Annotated in this window: 21 protein-coding genes and 2 other annotated features; all 21 genes read right to left on the minus strand. The window is 41.5% G+C overall.

Annotation, left to right across the window (positions count from 1 at the left end; genetic code table 11):
• Positions 1-44: 44 nt before the first annotated feature.
• Positions 45-3,644, minus strand: a complete 3,600-nt coding sequence (gene rpoC, locus AB1K80_RS14115) for a DNA-directed RNA polymerase subunit beta' (RefSeq protein WP_412857337.1) — start codon at positions 3,642-3,644, stop codon at positions 45-47.
• Positions 3,645-3,705: 61 nt separating this feature from the next.
• On the minus strand, positions 3,706-7,287 hold the full coding sequence (gene rpoB, locus AB1K80_RS14120) for a DNA-directed RNA polymerase subunit beta (RefSeq protein WP_412857339.1): 3,582 nt from the start codon (positions 7,285-7,287) through the stop codon (positions 3,706-3,708).
• Between the two features lie 255 nt (positions 7,288-7,542).
• Positions 7,543-8,148, minus strand: a complete 606-nt coding sequence (locus AB1K80_RS14125; protein ID WP_412857341.1) for a class I SAM-dependent methyltransferase — start codon at positions 8,146-8,148, stop codon at positions 7,543-7,545.
• 96 nt (positions 8,149-8,244) lie between these two features.
• A complete protein-coding gene (rplL, locus tag AB1K80_RS14130) occupies positions 8,245-8,613 on the minus strand; it encodes a 50S ribosomal protein L7/L12 (RefSeq protein ID WP_412857342.1) in 369 nt (122 codons plus the stop codon).
• Between the two features lie 42 nt (positions 8,614-8,655).
• Positions 8,656-9,156 (minus strand): 50S ribosomal protein L10, encoded by a 501-nt coding sequence (gene rplJ, locus AB1K80_RS14135; protein WP_412857343.1) that lies wholly within the window; start codon positions 9,154-9,156, stop codon positions 8,656-8,658.
• Between the two features lie 69 nt (positions 9,157-9,225).
• Positions 9,226-9,366, minus strand: a sequence feature (ribosomal protein L10 leader region).
• Between the two features lie 49 nt (positions 9,367-9,415).
• Entirely contained in the window at positions 9,416-10,114 is a 699-nt protein-coding gene (gene rplA / locus AB1K80_RS14140) for a 50S ribosomal protein L1 (RefSeq protein ID WP_412857344.1), read from the minus strand.
• 99 nt (positions 10,115-10,213) lie between these two features.
• Positions 10,214-10,639 carry a 50S ribosomal protein L11 gene (gene rplK, locus AB1K80_RS14145; protein WP_003216956.1) on the minus strand — a complete coding sequence of 142 codons (426 nt, stop codon included), beginning with the start codon at positions 10,637-10,639 and terminating at the stop codon, positions 10,214-10,216.
• A 170-nt stretch (positions 10,640-10,809) separates the two neighbouring features.
• Entirely contained in the window at positions 10,810-11,343 is a 534-nt protein-coding gene (nusG, locus tag AB1K80_RS14150) for a transcription termination/antitermination protein NusG (protein WP_003217197.1), read from the minus strand.
• 171 nt (positions 11,344-11,514) lie between these two features.
• On the minus strand, positions 11,515-11,691 hold the full coding sequence (gene secE / locus AB1K80_RS14155; RefSeq protein ID WP_226567638.1) for a preprotein translocase subunit SecE: 177 nt from the start codon (positions 11,689-11,691) through the stop codon (positions 11,515-11,517).
• Positions 11,692-11,725: 34 nt separating this feature from the next.
• Positions 11,726-11,875 (minus strand): 50S ribosomal protein L33, encoded by a 150-nt coding sequence (rpmG, locus tag AB1K80_RS14160; protein ID WP_008356502.1) that lies wholly within the window; start codon positions 11,873-11,875, stop codon positions 11,726-11,728.
• Positions 11,876-11,951: 76 nt separating this feature from the next.
• A complete protein-coding gene (gene sigH, locus AB1K80_RS14165) occupies positions 11,952-12,608 on the minus strand; it encodes an RNA polymerase sporulation sigma factor SigH (RefSeq protein ID WP_412857347.1) in 657 nt (218 codons plus the stop codon).
• 63 nt (positions 12,609-12,671) lie between these two features.
• Positions 12,672-13,184 carry a ribosome-dependent mRNA decay endonuclease Rae1/YacP gene (gene rae1, locus AB1K80_RS14170; protein WP_412857348.1) on the minus strand — a complete coding sequence of 171 codons (513 nt, stop codon included), beginning with the start codon at positions 13,182-13,184 and terminating at the stop codon, positions 12,672-12,674.
• Between the two features lie 2 nt (positions 13,185-13,186).
• On the minus strand, positions 13,187-13,936 hold the full coding sequence (rlmB, locus tag AB1K80_RS14175; RefSeq protein WP_412857350.1) for a 23S rRNA (guanosine(2251)-2'-O)-methyltransferase RlmB: 750 nt from the start codon (positions 13,934-13,936) through the stop codon (positions 13,187-13,189).
• Positions 13,920-14,351, minus strand: a complete 432-nt coding sequence (locus AB1K80_RS14180; protein WP_412857351.1) for a Mini-ribonuclease 3 — start codon at positions 14,349-14,351, stop codon at positions 13,920-13,922. The genes rlmB and AB1K80_RS14180 overlap by 17 nt, the downstream gene beginning before the upstream one ends.
• Positions 14,352-14,355: 4 nt before the next feature.
• Positions 14,356-15,756 (minus strand): cysteine--tRNA ligase, encoded by a 1,401-nt coding sequence (cysS, locus tag AB1K80_RS14185; RefSeq protein WP_412857353.1) that lies wholly within the window; start codon positions 15,754-15,756, stop codon positions 14,356-14,358.
• A complete protein-coding gene (gene cysE / locus AB1K80_RS14190) occupies positions 15,753-16,406 on the minus strand; it encodes a serine O-acetyltransferase (RefSeq protein ID WP_412857373.1) in 654 nt (217 codons plus the stop codon). The genes cysS and cysE overlap by 4 nt, the downstream gene beginning before the upstream one ends.
• Before the next feature lie 77 nt (positions 16,407-16,483).
• Positions 16,484-16,715: a binding site (T-box leader), on the minus strand.
• Positions 16,716-18,167: a glutamate--tRNA ligase gene (gltX, locus tag AB1K80_RS14195; protein ID WP_412857354.1), complete on the minus strand. Its 1,452-nt coding sequence runs from the start codon at positions 18,165-18,167 to the stop codon at positions 16,716-16,718.
• A 93-nt stretch (positions 18,168-18,260) separates the two neighbouring features.
• On the minus strand, positions 18,261-18,737 hold the full coding sequence (ispF, locus tag AB1K80_RS14200) for a 2-C-methyl-D-erythritol 2,4-cyclodiphosphate synthase (protein ID WP_412857356.1): 477 nt from the start codon (positions 18,735-18,737) through the stop codon (positions 18,261-18,263).
• Between the two features lie 3 nt (positions 18,738-18,740).
• Entirely contained in the window at positions 18,741-19,430 is a 690-nt protein-coding gene (ispD, locus tag AB1K80_RS14205; RefSeq protein WP_412857358.1) for a 2-C-methyl-D-erythritol 4-phosphate cytidylyltransferase, read from the minus strand.
• A 13-nt stretch (positions 19,431-19,443) separates the two neighbouring features.
• A complete protein-coding gene (locus tag AB1K80_RS14210; protein WP_412857360.1) occupies positions 19,444-20,544 on the minus strand; it encodes a PIN/TRAM domain-containing protein in 1,101 nt (366 codons plus the stop codon).
• A gap of 163 nt (positions 20,545-20,707) precedes the next feature.
• Positions 20,708-21,787 carry a DNA integrity scanning diadenylate cyclase DisA gene (disA, locus tag AB1K80_RS14215; RefSeq protein WP_412857362.1) on the minus strand — a complete coding sequence of 360 codons (1,080 nt, stop codon included), beginning with the start codon at positions 21,785-21,787 and terminating at the stop codon, positions 20,708-20,710.
• Between the last annotated feature and the right edge of the window lie 2 nt (positions 21,788-21,789).

A 21,789-nucleotide genomic window follows, 5' to 3' on the forward strand; every position in this document is an offset into this window, starting at 1 on the left:
CTACACCATTTTTAATGGCATTTATGAAAACCTTAAAAGAAAGATTATTCTACAGGAACCATGTCGTCAGACGGCTGAACTTGAGAAACCGGCTTAACTTTACGGTAGTTTGGCATTCCTGTTCCAGCAGGAACAAGCTTACCAATGATCACATTCTCTTTCAAGCCAAGCAGTTCATCACGTTTTCCTTTGATCGCCGCGTCTGTTAGGACACGAGTTGTCTCTTGGAATGATGCCGCAGACAGGAATGAGTCTGTTTCAAGCGACGCTTTTGTAATACCAAGAAGAACTGGACGTCCTGTTGCAGGGCGTTTGCCTTCGAATAGTACCTTTTTGTTCGCTTCAGTAAATTGATGTACATCAAGAAGTGTGCCTGGTAATACATCTGTATCACCCGCATCGGCGACACGCACTTTACGTAGCATTTGGCGAACCATTACTTCTACGTGTTTATCACCAATTTCTACCCCTTGCATACGGTAAACTTTTTGCACTTCATGTAGTAGGTATTCTTGAACAGCTGTCATATCCGTTACTTTCAGAAGTTCTTTCGGATCGATAGAACCTTCTGTCAGTACTTGACCGCGTGCGACTTTATCACCTTCAACAACTTTCAGACGTGCATTATAAGGAGCTGTGTAAGAGCGAGATTCAACTTCACCTTGAACCACAATTTCCTGTTGCTTGTCACGAACTTCGTTGATTTCGGCAACAACACCATCAATTTCAGTGATTGTCGCTTGACCCTTCGGATTACGTGCTTCAAATAGCTCTTGAATACGAGGTAAACCTTGGGTGATATCGTCTCCTGCAACCCCACCAGTGTGGAATGTACGCATCGTTAACTGTGTTCCTGGCTCACCGATAGATTGTGCAGCGATGATTCCAACTGCCTCACCAACCTCAACGTCAGTACCAGTTGCAAGGTTACGGCCGTAGCATCGTTTACATACACCGTGTGGCGTGTTACATGTAAATGCAGAACGAATCCATACTTCTTCAATTCCTGCTTCGACTACTTCAAGTGCTTTATCTTCATCGATTAGTTCGTTTTCGCCTACAATGACTTCGCCCGATTCAGGATGAACAATTGGTTTTCTTGCAAAACGTCCGATGAGACGTTCTTCAAGTTTCTCAATGATTTCATTTCCTTCTTTAATGGACTTCGCCAAGAGGCCTCGGTCTGTGCCACAATCTGTTTCACGGATGATCACATCTTGTGCAACGTCAACGAGACGACGCGTGAGGTAACCAGAGTCAGCTGTTTTAAGGGCTGTATCGGCAAGACCTTTACGCGCCCCGTGAGTGGAAATAAAGTATTCCAATACGGTTAAGCCTTCACGGAAACTAGATTTAATCGGAAGTTCAATGATACGTCCAGCCGGGTTGGCCATCAGACCACGCATACCAGCTAGCTGAGTGAAGTTAGATGCGTTACCACGCGCTCCAGAGTCACTCATCATGTAGATCGGGTTGACTTCATCAAGGGACTTCATCAGTTTACCTTGGATGACATCTTTAGAAGAACTCCAGATTGAAATAACTCTCTCATAACGTTCTTCTTCTGTAATCAAACCACGTCTGAATTGCTTCATGACGTTATCTACTTTCCCTTGTGCTTCTTCAAGGATTTCTTGCTTATCATCTAATACGACGATATCTGATACACCAACTGTGATACCAGCTTTGGTCGAATATCTGAAACCAAGATTTTTCATGCGGTCCAGCATTTTAGATGTCTCAGTGATATGGAATCTCTTAAAGATTTCCGCAATGATTTTACCTAAAATACCTTTTTTGAACGGCGCGTTGATTTCTTGTTTCTCGATCGCAGCTTTGACATCCTCACCTTTTTCAAGGAAGAAACGATCAGGCGTATTTTCTTCAATATTGCTCTTTGTCGGCTCATTCATATATGGGAATGATTCCGGTAAGATTTCATTAAAGATCAGTTTTCCAACTGTTGTGATTAACAGTTTTGAACGCTGTTCATCAGTGAATGTGATATTCTTCAACGAGCTAGCTGCAACAGCTACACGTGTATGAAGATGCACATAGCCATTTTGATAAGCTAAAAGGGCTTCGTCAGTATCTTTGAAGACCATACCTTCTCCGATAGCACCTTTACGCTCAAGTGTAAGGTAGTAGTTACCAAGCACCATATCCTGAGATGGCGTAACAACTGGTTTTCCATCTTTCGGGTTCAAAATGTTTTGTGCAGCAAGCATTAAGATACGAGCTTCAGCTTGAGCTTCAGCAGATAATGGTACGTGAACCGCCATTTGGTCACCATCAAAGTCAGCGTTGTAGGCTGTACATACAAGTGGATGCAGACGAATTGCGCGTCCTTCCACAAGTGTAGGTTCAAACGCTTGAATACCAAGTCTGTGAAGAGTTGGTGCGCGGTTTAGTAAGACTGGGTGCTCACGAATCACAGATTCTAAGACATCCCAAACTTCTGGCTGCACGCGCTCAATTTTACGCTTCGCGCTCTTAATGTTGTGAGCTAATCCTTTTTCAACAAGCTCCTTCATCACAAATGGTTTGAATAACTCAAGAGCCATTTCCTTCGGAAGTCCACATTGATACATTTTCAAATTCGGTCCAACAACGATAACAGAACGCCCAGAATAGTCAACACGTTTACCAAGTAAGTTTTGACGGAAACGTCCTTGTTTTCCTTTCAGCATGTGTGAAAGAGATTTTAATGGACGGTTTCCTGGTCCTGTTACTGGTCGACCTCTACGTCCATTGTCAATCAAAGCATCTACAGCTTCTTGAAGCATTCGCTTCTCGTTCTGAACGATGATGCTTGGTGCGCCAAGGTCTAGTAGTCGTTTTAGACGGTTGTTACGGTTGATGACACGACGATAAAGGTCGTTTAAGTCAGATGTAGCAAAACGTCCACCATCAAGCTGAACCATTGGTCGTAATTCTGGTGGAATCACCGGAAGTACATCAAGAATCATCCAAGATGGTTTGTTGCCTGAGTTACGGAAAGCTTCTAATACTTCAAGGCGCTTGATCGCACGTGTACGACGCTGTCCTTGAGCTGTTTTCAACTCTTCTTTAAGAGTATCAACTTCTTTAACAAGGTCGATATCCTGAAGGAGTTTGTTAATTGCCTCTGCACCCATAGCTGCTTGGAACGTATTTCCGTACTTATCTAAATAGGCACGGAACTCTTTCTCAGAAAGAAGTTGTTTCTTCTCAAGCGGTGTGTTTCCTGGATCTGTCACGACGTAAGAAGCGAAGTAAATCACTTCTTCTAACGCACGCGGCGACATGTCAAGGACAAGACCCATTCTGCTTGGGATACCTTTGAAATACCAAATGTGGGAAACTGGGGCAGCCAGTTCGATATGCCCCATTCTCTCACGACGGACTTTTGCCCGTGTTACTTCTACACCACAACGGTCACATACAACACCCTTATAACGAACGCGCTTATACTTTCCACAATGACATTCCCAGTCTTTTTGCGGTCCGAAGATACGTTCACAAAAGAGACCATCTTTTTCAGGCTTCAGTGTACGATAGTTGATCGTTTCAGGCTTTTTCACTTCACCAAAAGACCAAGAACGAATTTTATCCGGTGATGCGAGACCGATGTTCATATACTCAAAATTGTTCACATCTAGCAAGGGGCCTACCTCCCTTTTAATCTTCGGGTTATACCCTAGTCACTTGCTCTAATCGTTTCTGTTATTCTTTTGTGACTGTGTCACGTTCAAGATCGACAGGTGCGAAGTCAGCGGCATCTTCGTCATTTGATAACGCTAATCCGTCTGCTTTCTTCGTCTCCTCATCGTCCTCTAAATCTCTCATTTCTATCTCTTCTTCATCGCCTGATAGGATTTTTACATCCATACCTAAACTTTGAAGTTCTTTAATTAACACTTTGAATGATTCAGGAACACCTGGTTCTGGTACGTTTTCTCCTTTGACGATGGCTTCGTATGTTTTCACACGACCTACAACGTCATCCGATTTAACTGTTAAGATCTCTTGAAGTGTGTAAGCTGCACCGTAAGCTTCAAGTGCCCATACTTCCATCTCTCCGAAACGCTGACCACCAAACTGTGCTTTACCGCCAAGTGGTTGTTGCGTAACAAGTGAGTAAGGTCCAGTTGAACGAGCGTGAAGTTTATCGTCAACCATGTGAGCCAGTTTGATCATATACATGATTCCGACAGATACACGGTTGTCGAATGGTTCACCAGTTCGACCGTCATACAGGACTGTTTTCGCATCACGAGACATGCCTGCTTCTTCAAGCGTTTCCCAAACATCTTCCTCACGAGCACCATCAAATACTGGTGACGCGATGTGGATGCCAAGGTAACGTGCAGCCATACCCATATGAAGCTCAAGAACCTGACCAATGTTCATACGAGATGGTACCCCTAGAGGGTTTAACATGATATCAATCGGTGTTCCGTCTGGAAGATACGGCATATCTTCTTCTGGAAGGATTTTAGAGATAACCCCTTTGTTACCATGTCGTCCGGCCATTTTGTCACCTTCAGAAATTTTACGCTTCTGAACGATGTATACGCGGACTAATTGGTTTACACCTGGTGGTAATTCATCTCCATCTTCACGATTAAAGACTTTGACATCATGAATGATTCCGCCGCCGCCGTGTGGAACACGTAGAGACGTATCACGAACTTCACGAGCTTTTTCACCAAAGATTGCATGTAATAGACGTTCTTCAGCTGTCAGTTCTGTTACACCTTTAGGCGTTACTTTCCCTACAAGAAGGTCTCCGTCTTTTACTTCTGCACCAATACGGATGATTCCACGCTCGTCAAGGTTACGTAAAGCGTCTTCCCCAACGTTCGGAATATCACGTGTGATTTCTTCTGGTCCAAGCTTCGTGTCACGTGCTTCTGATTCATATTCTTCAATATGAATAGATGTGTAGACGTCATCTTTTACAAGACGCTCACTCATAATGATGGCATCCTCATAGTTGTAACCGTCCCAAGTCATGAAGCCGACCATGACGTTACGTCCTAGAGCCAATTCGCCTTTTTCCATAGAAGGTCCATCTGCAAGGATTTCTCCTTTGACGACTTCATCTCCTACGCTAACGATTGGGCGTTGGTTGTAGCAAGTCCCTTGGTTAGAGCGGACAAATTTCAGCAAGCTGTATTTGTCTAAGTTGCCCTTCACTTTTTGTCCGTCAACGTCTTCATAGCGACGAACCCAAATGGTTTTCGCTTCCACACGTTCTACAACACCTGGATAGCGACAGATGACAGCAGCACCAGAGTCTTTACCTGATACATACTCCATACCTGTACCAACAATTGGTGATTCCGGCTGCATCAAAGGCACAGCCTGACGTTGCATGTTCGCTCCCATTAGAGCACGGTTAGAGTCATCGTTTTCTAAGAAAGGAATACATGCTGTCGCTGCAGAAACAACCTGCTTTGGCGATACGTCCATGTAGTCAACGCGGCTTTTAGGAACAACCGTGTTTTCGCCTCTAAAACGAGCGATGATGTTATCTTCAATGAACGAGCCGTCTTCAGCTAATTCAGCGTTCGCCTGAGCTACAACGTAGTTATCCTCTTCGTCCGCAGTCAAGTAATCAATTCTCGGTGTGACTTTACCTGTTTCAGGGTCAACACGGCGATAAGGTGTTTCGATAAAGCCGAAACGGTTTACTTTTGCAAATGACGATAGCGAGTTGATCAAACCAATGTTTGGTCCCTCTGGCGTTTCAATCGGACACATACGGCCATAGTGAGAGTAGTGAACGTCACGAACTTCCATTCCTGCACGCTCACGCGTCAAACCACCTGGTCCAAGCGCTGATAGACGACGTTTATGCGTCAATTCAGCAAGCGGGTTTGTTTGGTCCATGAACTGAGAAAGCTGAGAGCTACCAAAGAACTCTTTGATCGAAGCGATCACAGGACGGATGTTGATCAGCTGTTGAGGTGTGATCGTGTTTGTGTCTTGGATCGACATTCTTTCACGAACAACACGCTCCATTCTGCTCAGTCCAATTCGGAATTGGTTTTGCAATAATTCACCTACAGAACGTAGACGACGGTTACCAAGGTGATCGATATCATCTGTATCACCTACACCATGTAGTAGGTTAAAGAAGTAACTGATTGACGCAATGATGTCAGAAGGGGTAATGTTCTTTACAGCTTCCTCTACATATGCATTGCCAATCACGTTAATGACTTGTTCGCCTTCTTGGTCAGACGGCGCGTAAATTTTAATAGATTGAAGTTCTACTTCATCTTCTACCACGCCACCGTTCGGGTAAAGCTTTCTAAAACCGATGCCGCTTTCTAAGTATGGAAGAACTTTATCAAGAACTCTTCTATCTAAAATTTGACCTTTTTCTGCTAGAATTTCACCTGTTTCAGGATCAACTAACGTTTCAGCCAACTTTTGATTGAACAGTCTGTTTTTAATATGAAGCTTTTTATTAATCTTGTAGCGTCCAACGTTTGCTAGGTCGTACCTTTTTGGATCAAAGAAACGAGAGTCTAGCAAGCTTTTCGCGTTTTCAACAGTTGGCGGCTCTCCAGGACGAAGGCGCTCGTAGATTTCAAGAAGTGCTTTATCAGCATTCTCTGTGTTGTCTTTTTCCAACGTGTTGCGTAAGTATTCATTCTCGCCAATGAGGTCAAGAATCTCTTGATCAGAGCTGAAGCCGAGTGCACGCAAAAGAACCGTAACCGGCAACTTACGTGTGCGATCGATGCGTACATAGACTACATCCTTCGCATCAGTTTCGTATTCTAACCATGCGCCACGGTTTGGAATGACAGTCGCAGTAAAACCTTTTTTACCGTTTTTGTCTACTTTACCACTGTAATATACACTTGGAGATCGCACTAATTGAGAAACGATAACACGTTCTGCACCGTTAATAATAAAAGTACCTGTGTCTGTCATGATAGGGAAATCCCCCATGAACACATCTTGGTCTTTTACTTCTCCAGTTTCTTTGTTAATTAATCGAACTTTTACTCTTAGTGGAGCAGAGTAAGTGACGTCGCGTTCTTTTGATTCTGCTACAGGATACTTTGGATCCCCTAGGCTGTAATCAATGAATTCAAGAGAAAGGTTACCAGTAAAATCCTCAATTGGGGATATATCTTGAAACATCTCTCTAAGACCCTCATCAAGAAACCACTGATAAGAAGAGGTTTGAATTTCAATGAGATTTGGTAATTCTAACACTTCGCTTATGCGTGCGTAACTTCTGCGCTGGCGGTGTCGTCCATACTGAACTAGTTGACCTGTCAACTGATTCACCCCTCAAATCATGCGTATTATATGTGTAAAAAGTATTTCGGCATTTCAAATGTCAGAAAAGAAATACTTTTACAAGACAAAAGAAAAAAGGGTTTCTAAAATAAGAAAACCACATCCAAAAACAAATACCGATTTTATTAGTTTTCCCAAGTATGCATAATTTATACAAAATAGTTATTTATTAAGCCTATCAAGCAAAATATACATATTGGCATTTTATAATGTTAACACAGCTAGGAAACTGCGTCAAACATTTTTAGCTCTGATAATATAGTAGCCCTTCTTTTTCAACACGACCGTCACTTCTCCAAAGAGCTGCTCTAATTTTTCTATCGTAGATGGTCCGCCTTGCTTTTTCTGGATAACCACCCACAACTCGCCTTCTGGCAATAAATGATCAGCACTTTTTTCAAAGATTGCATGTACAACTTTTTTTCCTGCTCGGATCGGAGGATTGGTCAGTATAGAGGCAAAAGTAGATGATGAATGAACATTCGAGAACAAATCACTTTGATAAATGCGGACATTATCAATTCGATTATGTTTAGCGTTTTCCTTTGAAAGTTCGACTGCTCTTTCATTCACATCAATCATATGAATGGTGCGGCTTGTCAATTCATTCGCTATTGATAAACCGATCGGTCCATAACCGCAACCGACATCTAAGACGTCGCCATCCAATTCAGGTTCTTCAAAAGCTTCAATTAAAAGCCTTGAACCAAAGTCGACTTCTTTCTTAGAAAACACTCCATTGTCACTTGTAAAAGTAAAGGTACGGTTTCTCAAGGTGAAGTCCCAAGTCTGTTTATCGCTTTTCACAGATGGCTTTTCCGTATAATAGTGGTCACTCATGATGAATGGACCTCCTCTGGGTTCAATCGTTTCAGGAGATTAGAAAAGAAAAAGCCCGCCAGTAAAAGCGAGCTTTCTCAAAAGATTAGGCGAAGATTACTTAACTTCTACAGAAGCGCCAACTTCTTCAAGCTTAGCTTTAAGTTCTTCAGCTTCTTCTTTAGCAATACCTTCTTTAAGAGGTTTTGGAGTGTTGTCAACAAGTTCTTTAGCTTCTTTCAAGCCAAGACCAGTGATTTCACGAACCACTTTGATAACTTTGATTTTTTGGTCTCCAGCACCAGCAAGTACTAGATCAAATTCAGTTTTCTCTTCAGCAGCGCCACCAGCAGCAGCACCAGCTACAGCTACAGGAGCAGCAGCAGTTACGCCAAATTCTTCTTCGATTGCTTTTACTAAGTCGTTTAACTCAAGTACAGTTGCTTCTTTAACTGAAGCAATGATTTCTTCGATATTTAAAGCCATTTGTAATTCCTCCATTTTAAGTTATTTTACGTCAAGTACGCATTAAGCGCCTTGTTCTTCTTTTTGTTCTGCAACTGCTTTAGTTGCAAGAGCAAGGTTACGAACTGGAGCTTGAAGAACGCTAAGCAACATAGAAAGTAAGCCTTCGCGAGACGGAAGTTCCGCAAGAGCCTTCACTTCTTCTACAGTCGCTACGTTTCCTTCGATGACACCAGCTTTGATTTCTAAAGCTTCGTGGCTTTTCGCAAAATCGTTGATGATTTTCGCAGGTGCGATAACATCTTCGTTACTGAATGCGATAGCGTTTGGACCTGTTAAGAAATCATTTAAACCCGCTAGTTCAACTTGTTCAACTGCACGGCGAGTCATCGTGTTTTTGTAAACTTTGAATTCTACACCAGCATCACGAAGTTGCTTACGAAGTTCAGTCAGTTCAGAAACTGAAAGACCACGGTAATCTACTACTACAGTAGATGCACTATCTTTAAATTTTGAAGCAATTTCATCAACGAGTACCTTTTTTGTATCGATTGCGCTGCTCATGGTTACACCTCCTGTACATTCTTTGTGTAACACTTATACCGATCAGGTCATCACGTTCCTAACGAACGGTTCTCCATATAAAAAGCCTCCATCAAGACATGGAGGCTGTATATACAAGCATACGTTAACGTAAGACTGTGACATATACACCTCGGCGGGTTATTTAAGCCATCAGGCCCCTGCTGTCTACGGTATAAATGGACATTATTTTATTTTACAACATTTTGATAATATCAAAATGATTGTGACAAGTCAAGAATTACTTTGCAGAGAAAGAAGATGGATCCACTTTCACGCCAGGGCCCATTGTAGATGTAACAGAAACGTTTTTCACGTATACACCTTTAGCCGCTGCAGGTTTAGCTTTAAGGATTGTTTCATAGATTGTTGAGAAGTTCTCAACAAGTTTGTCATCCTCGAAAGAAACCTTTCCGATTGGCGCGTGGATGTTACCAGCTTTATCAACGCGGTATTCAACTTTACCAGCTTTGATTTCATTGATTGCTTTTTCTACTTCAAATGTAACAGTTCCTGTTTTAGGGTTTGGCATAAGACCTTTTGGTCCAAGTACACGACCGATCTTACCAACTTCACCCATCATGTCAGGTGTTGCAACGATTACATCGAATTCGAACCAACCTTGTTGGATTTTTGCGATGTAATCAGCATCTCCAACGTAGTCTGCTCCAGCAGCTTCTGCTTCTTTTGCTTTTTCGCCTTTAGCGAACACAAGAACGCGTTGAGTTTTACCAGTTCCGTTAGGAAGTACAACTGCACCGCGGATTTGTTGATCGTTTTTACGAGGGTCTACACCCAAACGAAAAGCAACTTCTACAGTCGCATCAAATTTCGCTGTATTTGCTTTCTTTGTAAGAGAAACAGCTTCAGCTACATCATACGCTTTTGTACGATCAATTAGCTTAGCAGCTTCTACATACTTTTTACCTTTTTTAGCCATTATATAAATCCTCCTTATGTGGTTTTAGCGGAATAACCTCCCACGAATAAGGGTTGCGAACTTGTCAAAACAAAACTCGCAACCCAACAAGACAAAAAATTAATCTTCGATGACAATACCCATACTACGTGCAGTACCTTCAACCATACGCATAGCTGATTCAACGCTAGCAGCGTTTAAGTCAGGCATTTTTGTTTCCGCGATTTCGCGTACTTTATCACGCTTAACAGTTGCCACTTTATTACGATTAGGTTCACCAGAACCAGACTCAATACCAGCTGCTTTTTTAAGTAAAACTGCAGCAGGTGGAGTTTTAGTAATAAATGTAAATGAACGGTCTTCAAAAACCGAAATTTCAACAGGAATGATAAGACCAGCTTGGTCAGCTGTACGAGCATTAAACTCCTTACAGAATCCCATGATATTAACACCGGCTTGACCTAGTGCAGGTCCAACTGGTGGAGCTGGGTTAGCTTTTCCAGCAGGAATTTGCAATTTAACAACTTTTACTACTTTTTTAGCCACGAGACACACCTCCTTAAAGTCCGTGATGTGGTAATAGGGGAATCCCCCTCCCACTCAACAACTTCATTCTTTATATGAATGACGAAATAACTAGCTAGCGATCTTGAGCGAACTCAAGACGTACCTTTGCTATATTACCACTTCTATACACTCATTTCAAGCTATTTCAATTACAATTTATCGATCTGTGTGAACTCAAGTTCCACAGGTGTTTCTCTACCAAACATATTAACAAATACTTTGACTTTGCTTTTATCGTAATCAATTTCTTCAATAGAGCCAGTGAAATTAGCAAATGGTCCATCGATTACTTTGACTGTTTCTTTTAATTCAAAGTCGATTTCTGTCTTGCGTTCTTCAAGACCCATTCTCTTCAGAATGGTTTCAGCTTCGCCTGGTAATAACGCAGTCGGCTTTGAACCTGATCCGGCTGATCCAACGAAACCTGTCACACCTGGTGTATTCCGTACGACATACCAAGAATCGTCAGTCATGACGATTTCAACAAGGACATAGCCAGGGAACACTTTCTTTTTGACGACTTTTTTCTTACCATTTTTAATATCAGTTTCTTCTTCTTCAGGTACAACAACGCGGAAGATTTTGTCTTGCATCCCCATTGATTCAACACGCTTTTCTAAGTTCGCTTTTACTTTGTTTTCATAGCCAGAGTACGTATGCACAACATACCAATTCTTTTCCATTTTCGTTCAGGACTATTTAGTCCTTCCCTCCCCACATTTCAAAATGTCTATTTGACGTATCTCAAGTAACGGTAAATATTTTCAAGCAATTGAAAAAACCCGTAAAACGGGTTTTTTGGCAAGTCATATTATGATCTATTATAGCACGTTCAGCAGACCATTATTCAAGTATTAATGAATTAATTCAATTAATTGTGAGATTCCTATATCAAGGAGAGAGAAAAAGATTGCAAAGAATACAACTGTTAAAATAACAGTAATTGTGTAGCGGACCATTTCGTTTTTCTTTGGCCAGCTGACCTTTTTCATTTCTTTCCCGACACTTTTTAAGAAACTGATAATACGCATGTAAAAGACCTCCACAGATTAAAGAACGCAAATCTTACTTCGTTTCTAAATGTGTTTTATGTGAATTACAAGTCTTGCAATATTTCTTCACTTCTAATCTTTCAGCTGCTGAAGCCACACTTTTCATCGTTGTATAATTACGGCTTCCACAGTCTTTACAGGCTAGAGTAATTTTCTTCCTCATATTTACACCTATTTTCTCGACATCATTTCTTTAGTACCTTATCACAGTGTCGAAAAAACTGTCAATATAGGTTTTACTAGAGACTAATCTCGCGAAGCTCTAAGTACTTCTCTAATTTTCTCTTTACTCTCTGGAGAGCGTTATCAATTGATTTGACATGACGGTTCAAATCTTCAGAAATCTCCTGATAAGATCTGCCGTCAAGATAAAGCACAAGTACTTTCCTTTCCAGCTCGCTTAATAGTTCACCCATCTTCATTTCAATATCATCAAATTCTTCTTTGCTAATAATCAAATCTTCTGGGTTAAGCGCTTTAGTACCGGAAATGACATCTAATAATGTTCTGTCCGATTCTTCATCGTAAATCGGCTTATCTAATGATACATAGGAATTTAACGGGATATGTTTTTGGCGAGTAGCTGTTTTAATTGCGGTGATAATTTGGCGGGTAATACATAATTCTGCAAAAGCCTTAAATGAAGTAAGCTTGTCCTCTCTGAAATCACGGATAGACTTGTAAAGTCCAATCATCCCCTCTTGCACAATGTCCTCTCGGTCCGCTCCAATCAGAAAATATGATCTTGCTTTTGCACGTACAAAGTTGCGATATTTTGTTATTAAGTAATCTAGCGCATCACTATCTCCGACATGAACCCTTTCAATGACTTGTTCATCTTCCAACTGGCAAAATTGCTCTCTGATGGACTTACCCTTGCTGTTGTTTAGATTCACTTCGATCCCCCCGACCGCACCTAGATAGAAATATTATACATTAATTATCAAAATTTAGTCAAGTTATTCCAAATTCCCTCTTCGCCATTTTTCGAACGTTTTCAATACGTCTTCTGACAATTCAATTTTAGATGCCGGCTTATCAGACGTAATCTTTTTGACACGTGTTTCTATCTTTCTTTCAATCACTTCAATTTCTCTTAACAGCTCTCTCGCCGACTTACGAAGGGCGCCTTGTCCAAAAATCGCCCATTGTTCTGTGTAATCAGATGTCGCAACATGAATTTGCGTTCTAATATTGTTCAAATCCTGTGCAAGCTTTTCAATCCGCTCATCAGCCGTTTCATTCTCTCTCGTAAAGATGACCTCTACCCGGTGGTTTTTCCGCTTTTTCTCGATACCTTTGACCATATGGGCATCGAATACGACGATCACTCGATACCCTGTGTATGCTTGATATTCTGCCAAATATTGAATCAGCACATCTCTGGCTTCTTCAAAGCTGTTTTCCTTTAAGTGTTGCAAACGAGGCCATGCACCTATCATGTTGTATCCATCGACTAAGAGGATGTCCATCTCTATTCTCCTAACGGATAACGTTTTCGGTACACTTCATACATCAATAATCCAGCTGCAACCGATGCATTTAATGAAGTAACCTTCCCTGCCATTGGTAGTTTAATGAGAAAATCACATTTTTCTCTGATTAAGCGACCAATTCCCTTTCCTTCACTACCGATGACTAGAGCGAGAGGCATTGTCCCATCAAACTGTCTGTAATCCTGTTTAGCAGATGCATCTGTACCTGCTACCCAGATGCCCCGTTCCTTCATCTCATCAAGGGCTCTTGATAGATTGGTCACTTTCGCTACAGGTATATGTTCAATTGCTCCAGTAGATGCTTTTGCAACGGTTGTCGTTAACCCTACCGCTCGTCGTTTCGGGATGACAATTCCGTGTGCACCAACAGCATCAGCTGTTCGCATAATGGAGCCCAAATTATGAGGATCTTCAATCTCGTCTAAAATAAGAAAGAATGGCTGTTCATTCCGTTTTTCTGCGATTTGATATAGATCTTCCAATTCTGCATATTCATACGCAGCCACCTGTGCAACGATTCCTTGATGCTGACCAGATACCATTTGATCAAGTTTTTTCCTCGGAACATACTGAATGGTGATATTTTGTTTTTTAGCGAGTTCAATGACCTGCTGGGCTTGTCCTTTTACAGTGTTTTCTGCCATCCAAAGCTTGTATAGCTCTCGATCTGACTTCAGTGTCTCAATCACTGCATTTTTCCCAATCACATAATCATGTTGCTGACTCATTTGTCTTCCTCCCTGACGTTCCGATTTCAATCGCTTGACTGATCAGTTCTTCTAACCGCTCGTCCTGCTTTTCAATAAATAGATAACCCATGATCGCTTCAAGCGCCGTACTATAACGATACGTTTGAACGTCTGTGTTTTTAGGCACTGTGCCCGATTTTGCGTTTCGTCCTCTTTTCAACACCGCTTCTTCTGCTTCAGTGAAAAAGCCCTGCTGCTGAAGCTCAAATAAAATGGCAGCCTGAGATTTAGCTGAAACGATCTTACTTGCTCGTTTATGCAGCTCATTCGGTTTTGTTGCCCCCGTTTGGAGGAGGTGATGCCTCACATATACTTCAAAAATGGCATCACCCATATACGCTAGCGCAAGACCGTTTAATTGCTTTCCGTCTTTCAGCTTTTCAAAATTCAACATGCTGTTATTCTCCTCTTTTCCAACGAGTACCTTGAGGAGTATCCTCTAATACAATATTCATGCTCTTTAACTGGTCACGAATTTGGTCAGATAGCGCAAAGTCACGATTTCTTCTAGCTTCATTTCTCTTCTCAATCAATGCTTCAACCTCTTCATCAAGCGTGTGCTTTTCTTCTAGTGAGAAGCCGAGCACGGACGTCATTTCTTGGAACAAGCCAATAAACGCATGAATGACTTCTTCTGATGTATGATCATTCTCCATATAGTAATTCGCCTGTTTCGCTAGTTCAAATAAAACAGAAATCGCGTTTGCTGTATTGAAATCATCATTCATCTCAGAAATAAATGTCGCGCGCTGTTCCTCGATCTTTGTCAGCCATTCGCCGTTATCCTCTGTTAGATTGGTGCTGCTCTCTAGGCGGTGATGTAGATTAGCATAAGATGTTTTCAGTCTGTTAAACGCGCTCTTTGTACTATCCAATAAATCAATTGAGTAATTAATCGGATGGCGATAGTGAACGGACAGCATAAAGAAGCGAAGCACATCTGGGTCTTGTTCTTTAATAATGTCATGCACCAATACAAAGTTGCCTAGTGATTTTGACATTTTTTCATTTTCAATATTAATGTATCCATTATGCATCCAATACTTCGCAAAAGGCTTTCCTGTCAATGCCTCTGATTGGGCGATTTCATTCTCATGGTGAGGGAATGTTAAGTCCTGTCCGCCAGCATGAATGTCGATCGTATCACCTAAATATTTTTTGACCATAGCCGAGCACTCAATGTGCCAGCCTGGACGCCCTTTGCCCCACGGGCTATCCCATGAGATCTCCTGATCCTTCGCAGCCTTCCATAAAGCAAAATCAAGGGCATCTTTTTTCTTCTCACCTACACGAATGCGGGCACCTGTTTTTAGCTCATCAATCGATTGGTGAGAAAGCTTTCCATAGCCATTAAACGACCGTGTGCTGTAATAGACGTCACCGTCAGCTTCATACGCATAGCCTTTATCAATCAACTCCGCAATAAATGCGATGATTTCATCCATATTTTCTGTTACGCGTGGATGGAGGTCTGCCTTTTTGCAACCTAACGCACTTACGTCTTCAAAATAGGCTTGGATAAATCGATCAGCAATGGTTGGGACATCCTGCCCTAATTCCTTGGCTGCTTTAATCAGTTTGTCGTCAACATCTGTAAAATTGGATACAAAGTTTACATCATAGCCTCTATACTCTAAATACTTACGTACTGTGTCATAGACAATGGCAGGCCTTGCATTCCCAATATGAATATAGTTGTATACGGTTGGTCCGCACACATACATTTTGACCTTTCCTGGTTCAAGCGGAACAAACTCTTCCTTCTTACGTGTCAGTGTATTATAAATATGAATTGTCATGATTGTTCTTCCTTTCTGCTCAATGAAGCCAGCTCACGTTTTAGCTTTTCCATTTCTCGCTCCAATTCTTTGAAACGATCGGAAACTGGATCTGGCAAATCTTGATGATTGAGATCACGATTGATTTTCTTCCCATTTTGAACGACCACTCGCCCAGGTATACCTACAACCGTTGAATGGTCTGGTACATCTTTTAATACAACTGATCCTGCTCCCACCTTGGATCCTTTACCAACAGTAATGGAACCGAGCACCTTTGCACCAGTGGCAATGAGGGCGTCATCTAAAATGGTTGGATGCCGCTTTCCCTTCTCTTTCCCTGTTCCCCCTAAAGTCACGCCTTGGAAGACGGTGACGTTGTCTCCAATTTCACATGTTTCTCCGATCACGACCCCCATGCCATGATCAATGAAGAAGCGTCTGCCGATTGTCGCCGCTGGATGAATTTCAACCCCTGTGAAAAACCGGCTGACCTGAGAAATGATCCGCGCAATGAAATATAACTTACGCTTATAAAATGCGTGCGCGATACGATGAGCCCAAATCGCATGAAGCCCTGAATAAGTTAACACTACTTCAATGTAGCTTCTTGCAGCAGGATCTTGATCAAACACAGTATCAATATCTTCTTTCAGCATTTTGAAAAACACATGCTCCCCCCGTTCTTCCCAATCATTCTCTCTAAAGACTTCTTTTTTGGACAAATAAAAAAACGCCCCTGCCAAATGACAGAGACGTTTTGAAAACGCGGTTCCACTCTGTTTAGAAAACTCTACATCCTACAAGTTTTCTCAACTTCATCCCGTAACGGTGGGTACCGCCCTTGCATACTAACGTACGTGTTCCTCAAGGGTCTTGAGGGTGCATTTCCAATGTCTGTCCATAAGTCTCTTTCAGCCGGTGAAGACTCTTTCTGTGATGGACGTAAACACTGTACTTCTCCCTCGCAACGATTTTCCTTATATTTGTTTAATGCGGTTTAGTACCGTTTCTTTGCCTAAAAGTTCAATACTTTGCGGAAGTTCTGGGCCATGCGTCTGTCCTGTGACAGCTACACGGATCGGCATGAATAGTTTCTTGCCTTTATGCCCTGTTTCTTTTTGTACCGCTTTAATAGCAGCTTTGATTTCATCTGGTGTGAAAGACTCAAGCTGTTCAAGCTGTGCTGCGAACGAAGCCATGACTTCTGGTACTTGCTCTTCTGCTAGCACATCCCTTGCCTCTTGATTATACTCAATTTGCTCCTGAAAGAACAACTCTGTTAACTCCACAATTTCTGCTCCGTAGCTCAGCTGCTCATGATATAGAGAAATAAGTTTGCGAACCCATTCGCTTTCCTCTGCTGTCAGCTGCTCGCTTACCTTGCCTGCCTTTTGAAGATGCGGAAGTGTTAATGCAACGACCTGATCGAGATCAAGTCCTTTCACGTATTGGTTGTTCACCCATTTTAGTTTATGCATATCAAATAGAGCTGGTGACTTAGATAGTCGATTCACATCGAAAATATCAATGAATTGCTCTTTTGTAAACAGTTCTTCTTCGCCAACTGGAGACCATCCAAGCAGTGCAATGAAGTTAAAGAGTGCTTCTGGTAAATAACCCAAGTTCTTATATTGCTCGATGAATTGAATAATGGATTCATCACGTTTGCTTAACTTTTTACGATTCTCGTTCACAATCAAGGTCATATGTCCGAACAATGGTACTTCCCAGCCAAATGCATTGAATACCATGATTTGTTTCGGTGTATTCGAAATATGATCCTCTCCACGGAGAATATGTGTCATTTTCATTAAATAATCATCAATGGCTACAGCAAAGTTATATGTCGGTGTACCATCTTTCTTCACGATGACAAAGTCACCGATGCCATCAGTTTCAAAAGAAATCTCTCCTTTGACCATGTCGTCAAATTTGATCAATTCTCCCTTTGGCACACGGAAGCGAATACTTGGCTCTCTTCCTTCAGCAATGAGTTTGTCCTCTTCTTCTTTCGATAAATGACTGCACTTCCCAGAGTATCGAGGCATCTCACTGCGAGCGATTTGTGCTTCACGCTCTTCTTCCAATTCTTCAGACGTACAATAGCATTTATATGCCAAGTCTTTTTCTAATAGCTCGTCATAGTACTTTTTATAAATATCATTACGTTCTGATTGTCTGTAAGGCCCGTACCCGCCATCTTTATCAACGCTCTCATCCCATTCGATGCCGAGCCATTTTAAATGACGAAGCTGACTTTCTTCTCCGCCTTCTACATTACGCTTTTGGTCCGTATCCTCAATTCGAATAATAAATTTACCGCCTTGGCTACGTGCGAACAAATAGTTGAAAAGAGCCGTTCTAGCATTCCCGATATGTAAATGACCAGTTGGACTCGGTGCATAACGAACACGCACTTCATTTCCCATGAGTTTAACTTCCTTTCATCTGCATCATGTTGTCTGACACCATTTTTTATAACCGTATTTTATCATCAAACGCCGTTCTCATCAAAACGGATTTTACTTTTTCTGAAGAAGCACTGTGGCTTGTGAAGCAATTCCTTCTCCTCTTCCTGTAAAACCAAGTTTCTCCGTTGTTGTAGCTTTGACATTCACCTGTGTTACATCCGCCTCAAGTGCTTCAGCAATCTTGATGCACATCGGCTCAATATATGGAGCCATCTTTGGCTTTTGAGCCATGATGGTGCAATCAATGTTCACGAGTGAATAGCCTTTTTCTTTTACAAGTGTCCAGACATGCTGAAGCAATTGAAAAGAATCTGCATCTTTAAACTCAGGATCAGTGTCTGGGAAGTGTCTGCCGATATCGCCTTCTCCAATCGCACCTAGACATGCATCTGCCACTGTATGAAGCAATACGTCAGCATCTGAATGACCAAGCAATCCTTTTTCAAAGGGAATGGTCACCCCGCCGATAATGAGAGGTCTTCCCTCTGTTAACTGATGTACATCAAAGCCTTGTCCTATTCTAAACATGATCTAGTACCCTCTTTCCGCATCCATAATTGCTTTTGCAACCAACAAATCATCCGGTGTTGTTAGCTTAATATTCGTATAGTCCCCTTGGACAATGTAGACACTCTCACCTTGTAGCTGTTCAACAAGACTCGCATCATCTGTGCCAAGGAAACCTGTCCGCTCCGCATGTTCATGCGCCTCTTTTAAAATAGAATGACGAAAAGCTTGTGGGGTCTGGACTGCCCACAAGCTTTGACGTTCAATGGTCTGTTCTACTTTACCTTCTTGAACGCGTTTGATTGTGTCCTTCACTGGTACCGCTACGACTGCGGAGCCTTTTTCAATCGCTGCCTTAACGAGCAAATCGATTTGTGTATGCTTAATAAAAGGCCTTGCCCCATCATGAACAAGCACGATATCTGCATCCTTTACAGCCTTCAATCCTTCATAAACACTTTGCTGTCGTTCTTCACCGCCAGTGACAAGTGAAACAGGCGTTTGAAAAGCGTGTACCTTTAGTAGCCTTTCAAAGTCATGACGTTCCTCTTCATTAATTGCTAGGATCATGCGTTTGCAAAGTGAATGGGCGTCAAATACCTTCAGTGTATGAATAATGACCGGCAGTCTTTTCAGTTCAATAAAAAGCTTATTGCGGCCGGCCTTCATTCGTTTCCCCTGCCCCGCAGCCGGAATGACTACTTCATAATACATGTTCGTTCTCCCTTTAGAGCGCCTTCTCCAGAAGTTTTGGCTTCGCAAAAATCATTCTTCCAGCAGCAGTCTGCAGCACACTTGTGACAAGCACATCAATATCCTTACCAATGTAATTGCGTCCTTCTTCGACCACAATCATCGTACCGTCATCTAAGTAGGCAACACCTTGGTTATGCTCTTTCCCATCTTTAATGACCTGTACCTTCATTTCTTCCCCAGGCAACACAACCGGTTTGACCGCATTGGCTAGATCATTGATGTTTAACACTGCTACTTTTTGAAGTTCGCATACTTTATTTAAATTAAAATCATTTGTGACAACAACACCAGAAGTTAATTTAGCGAGTTTGACTAGCTTGCTATCAACCTCTTGAATGTCTTCAAAGTCACCTTCGTAAATTTCAACTTTAATATCTAATTCTTTTTGAATTCGATTTAAAATATCAAGACCTCTTCGTCCTCTATTTCTCTTTAATACATCAGAGGAATCTGCAATATGCTGTAATTCTTCTAACACAAATTGAGGAATCACCATAATGCCTTCTAAGAATCCAGTTTGACAAATATCTGCGATTCTCCCATCAATGATAACACTAGTATCTAAAATTTTCAGCTTTTTATCTTCGATTTCAAGTTCCTCATCAGCTGTTCCTTTTTTCTTACTGACCTTTGTAGATCTAGAGAACAGCCCCATCATTTCATCCTTCTTCTTAAATCCTACCTGGAATCCAAGGTATCCTAAAAAGAAAGCCAGGAAAATCGGAATAATGGTACCAAAAATATGATATGGGATATTGTTTATTGGGATCACATTTACAACAAGATATGCTAGAATAAGTCCAAATACTAAACCGAAACTTCCAGATATAAGATCAGGAAGAGGCGCCTTTAAAAGAGAATCCTCGATCCATTTCACCCAATTAACAACATAGCCTGTGCACCATTGGCCTACAACGAAAAACACCGCGGCTCCTATTAGTGCTGAAGAGTAAGCATTTGTTATGAAAGGTATGTCCTTTACATTTAACACTAGAAATAATTCTGGAATGATAAAAATCCCCACAACTGCCCCTAAAATGATAAAAAACGCCTGAACGATTCTTTTTAACATACCTTCACCTCCTTTAGTTTTCATCTGTCAATCCACCTTCATCTGACATTGATATATGTTTAAGTCTCCCATCATGATAAACGGAAAACAAAAAGCATCATTAATATACCCATATTCATCCATTTTTAATCGCATCACCTTTAAAAAAATCTCTTTTTTTATTTTATAGCTGACGATCGATATAATGTTTTTCCTGTAATCTTTTTAATCCTTTTTTTATCTTTTTCGCTCTTACTTCTCCAATTCCTTCTACTTCATCCAATTCTTGTACATCCGCTTCCATAATTCGATCTAATACACCGAATGCTTCCACGACATTTTCCACGATTGGCATTGGTAGTCTAGGGATTTTATGAAGTAATCTGTAGCCTCTTGTGTACACATATTCGTCAATATTTGTAGAAGCTGGATACCCAAGCAACTTGTACAAAATCGAATCATCTAACAATTCAAAACTAGACATATCCTGAAGTTGTTTGAGCAACACATATGGATCTTTGACCTTTTCTTTTGCGTAATCTTTAATAAATAACGCAGCTTCTTGTTCCATATCCGTAATCAGCTCATTGACTTGAAGACGAATCAAGTGTCCCTCTGTTCCAAGTTCTTTGATATACATATTGATTTCATTTTTGATTCTGAGTACCATTTCGTATCGATGCAGAACGGAAAGCACATCACTGAATGTCACAAGCTCTTCGAATTCGAGGGCGCTTAACGTGGATATGGCATGATCTAAAATGGTTTTATATTTTTCAAGAGTTTGAATGGCCTGATTGGCTTTTGTTAAAATAAACCCGATATCCTTCAACGTATAACGGCGATTGTCTTGATAAAGGGTAATGACGTTTCTCCGCTCAGAAATGGCAATGATTAAACAGCCTGTTTGCTTGGCTACACGTTCAGCCGTGCGGTGTCTCATACCTGTTTCTGACGAATGAATCGTTGCATCTGGCATCAATTGGGTATTCGCATACAAGATTTTTTGACCAGAGTCGCTTAATATAATGGCTCCATCCATTTTAGCTAATTCATATAAGTGTGCTGGGGAGAAGGCAGAGTTAATGTGAAAACCTCCATCTACCAGTCCTTTCACCTTATCGTTATAGCCGACAACAATGAGCCCTCCGGTATTGGCCCTCAGGACATTTTCAATCCCAGCTCGCAGCGGTGTCCCTGGTGCCACAAACTGAACGATATCTAAGAGATCGCCTTCTTTGGCTCCTTTTTTCTCTTTTTCCATTT

This window comes from Bacillus sp. 179-C3.3 HS, assembly GCF_047229225.1.
In the GTDB taxonomy this organism is placed as follows: domain Bacteria; phylum Bacillota; class Bacilli; order Bacillales; family Bacillaceae; genus Bacillus.

What these genes read in the sequence shown, in the direction of transcription:
- cysS (WP_412857353.1), bottom strand. Translation starts at nt 15,756, where the DNA reads ATGACAATTCATATTTATAATACACTGACACGTAAGAAGGAAGAGTTT.
- gltX (WP_412857354.1), bottom strand. Translation starts at nt 18,167, where the DNA reads ATGGGAAATGAAGTGCGTGTTCGTTATGCACCGAGTCCAACTGGTCAT.
- AB1K80_RS14180 (WP_412857351.1), bottom strand. Translation starts at nt 14,351, where the DNA reads ATGTTGAATTTTGAAAAGCTGAAAGACGGAAAGCAATTAAACGGTCTT.
- rae1 (WP_412857348.1), bottom strand. Translation starts at nt 13,184, where the DNA reads ATGGACATCCTCTTAGTCGATGGATACAACATGATAGGTGCATGGCCT.
- secE (WP_226567638.1), bottom strand. Translation starts at nt 11,691, where the DNA reads ATGCGTATTATCAGTTTCTTAAAAAGTGTCGGGAAAGAAATGAAAAAG.
- rplA (WP_412857344.1), bottom strand. Translation starts at nt 10,114, where the DNA reads ATGGCTAAAAAAGGTAAAAAGTATGTAGAAGCTGCTAAGCTAATTGAT.
- AB1K80_RS14125 (WP_412857341.1), bottom strand. Translation starts at nt 8,148, where the DNA reads ATGAGTGACCACTATTATACGGAAAAGCCATCTGTGAAAAGCGATAAA.
- disA (WP_412857362.1), bottom strand. Translation starts at nt 21,787, where the DNA reads ATGGAAAAAGAGAAAAAAGGAGCCAAAGAAGGCGATCTCTTAGATATC.
- rpmG (WP_008356502.1), bottom strand. Translation starts at nt 11,875, where the DNA reads ATGAGGAAGAAAATTACTCTAGCCTGTAAAGACTGTGGAAGCCGTAAT.
- ispD (WP_412857358.1), bottom strand. Translation starts at nt 19,430, where the DNA reads ATGTATTATGAAGTAGTCATTCCGGCTGCGGGGCAGGGGAAACGAATG.
- AB1K80_RS14210 (WP_412857360.1), bottom strand. Translation starts at nt 20,544, where the DNA reads ATGTTAAAAAGAATCGTTCAGGCGTTTTTTATCATTTTAGGGGCAGTT.
- nusG (WP_003217197.1), bottom strand. Translation starts at nt 11,343, where the DNA reads ATGGAAAAGAATTGGTATGTTGTGCATACGTACTCTGGCTATGAAAAC.
- rlmB (WP_412857350.1), bottom strand. Translation starts at nt 13,936, where the DNA reads ATGAGTCAGCAACATGATTATGTGATTGGGAAAAATGCAGTGATTGAG.
- rplJ (WP_412857343.1), bottom strand. Translation starts at nt 9,156, where the DNA reads ATGAGCAGCGCAATCGATACAAAAAAGGTACTCGTTGATGAAATTGCT.
- ispF (WP_412857356.1), bottom strand. Translation starts at nt 18,737, where the DNA reads ATGTTTAGAATAGGACAAGGCTTTGATGTACATCAGTTAACAGAGGGA.
- rplL (WP_412857342.1), bottom strand. Translation starts at nt 8,613, where the DNA reads ATGGCTTTAAATATCGAAGAAATCATTGCTTCAGTTAAAGAAGCAACT.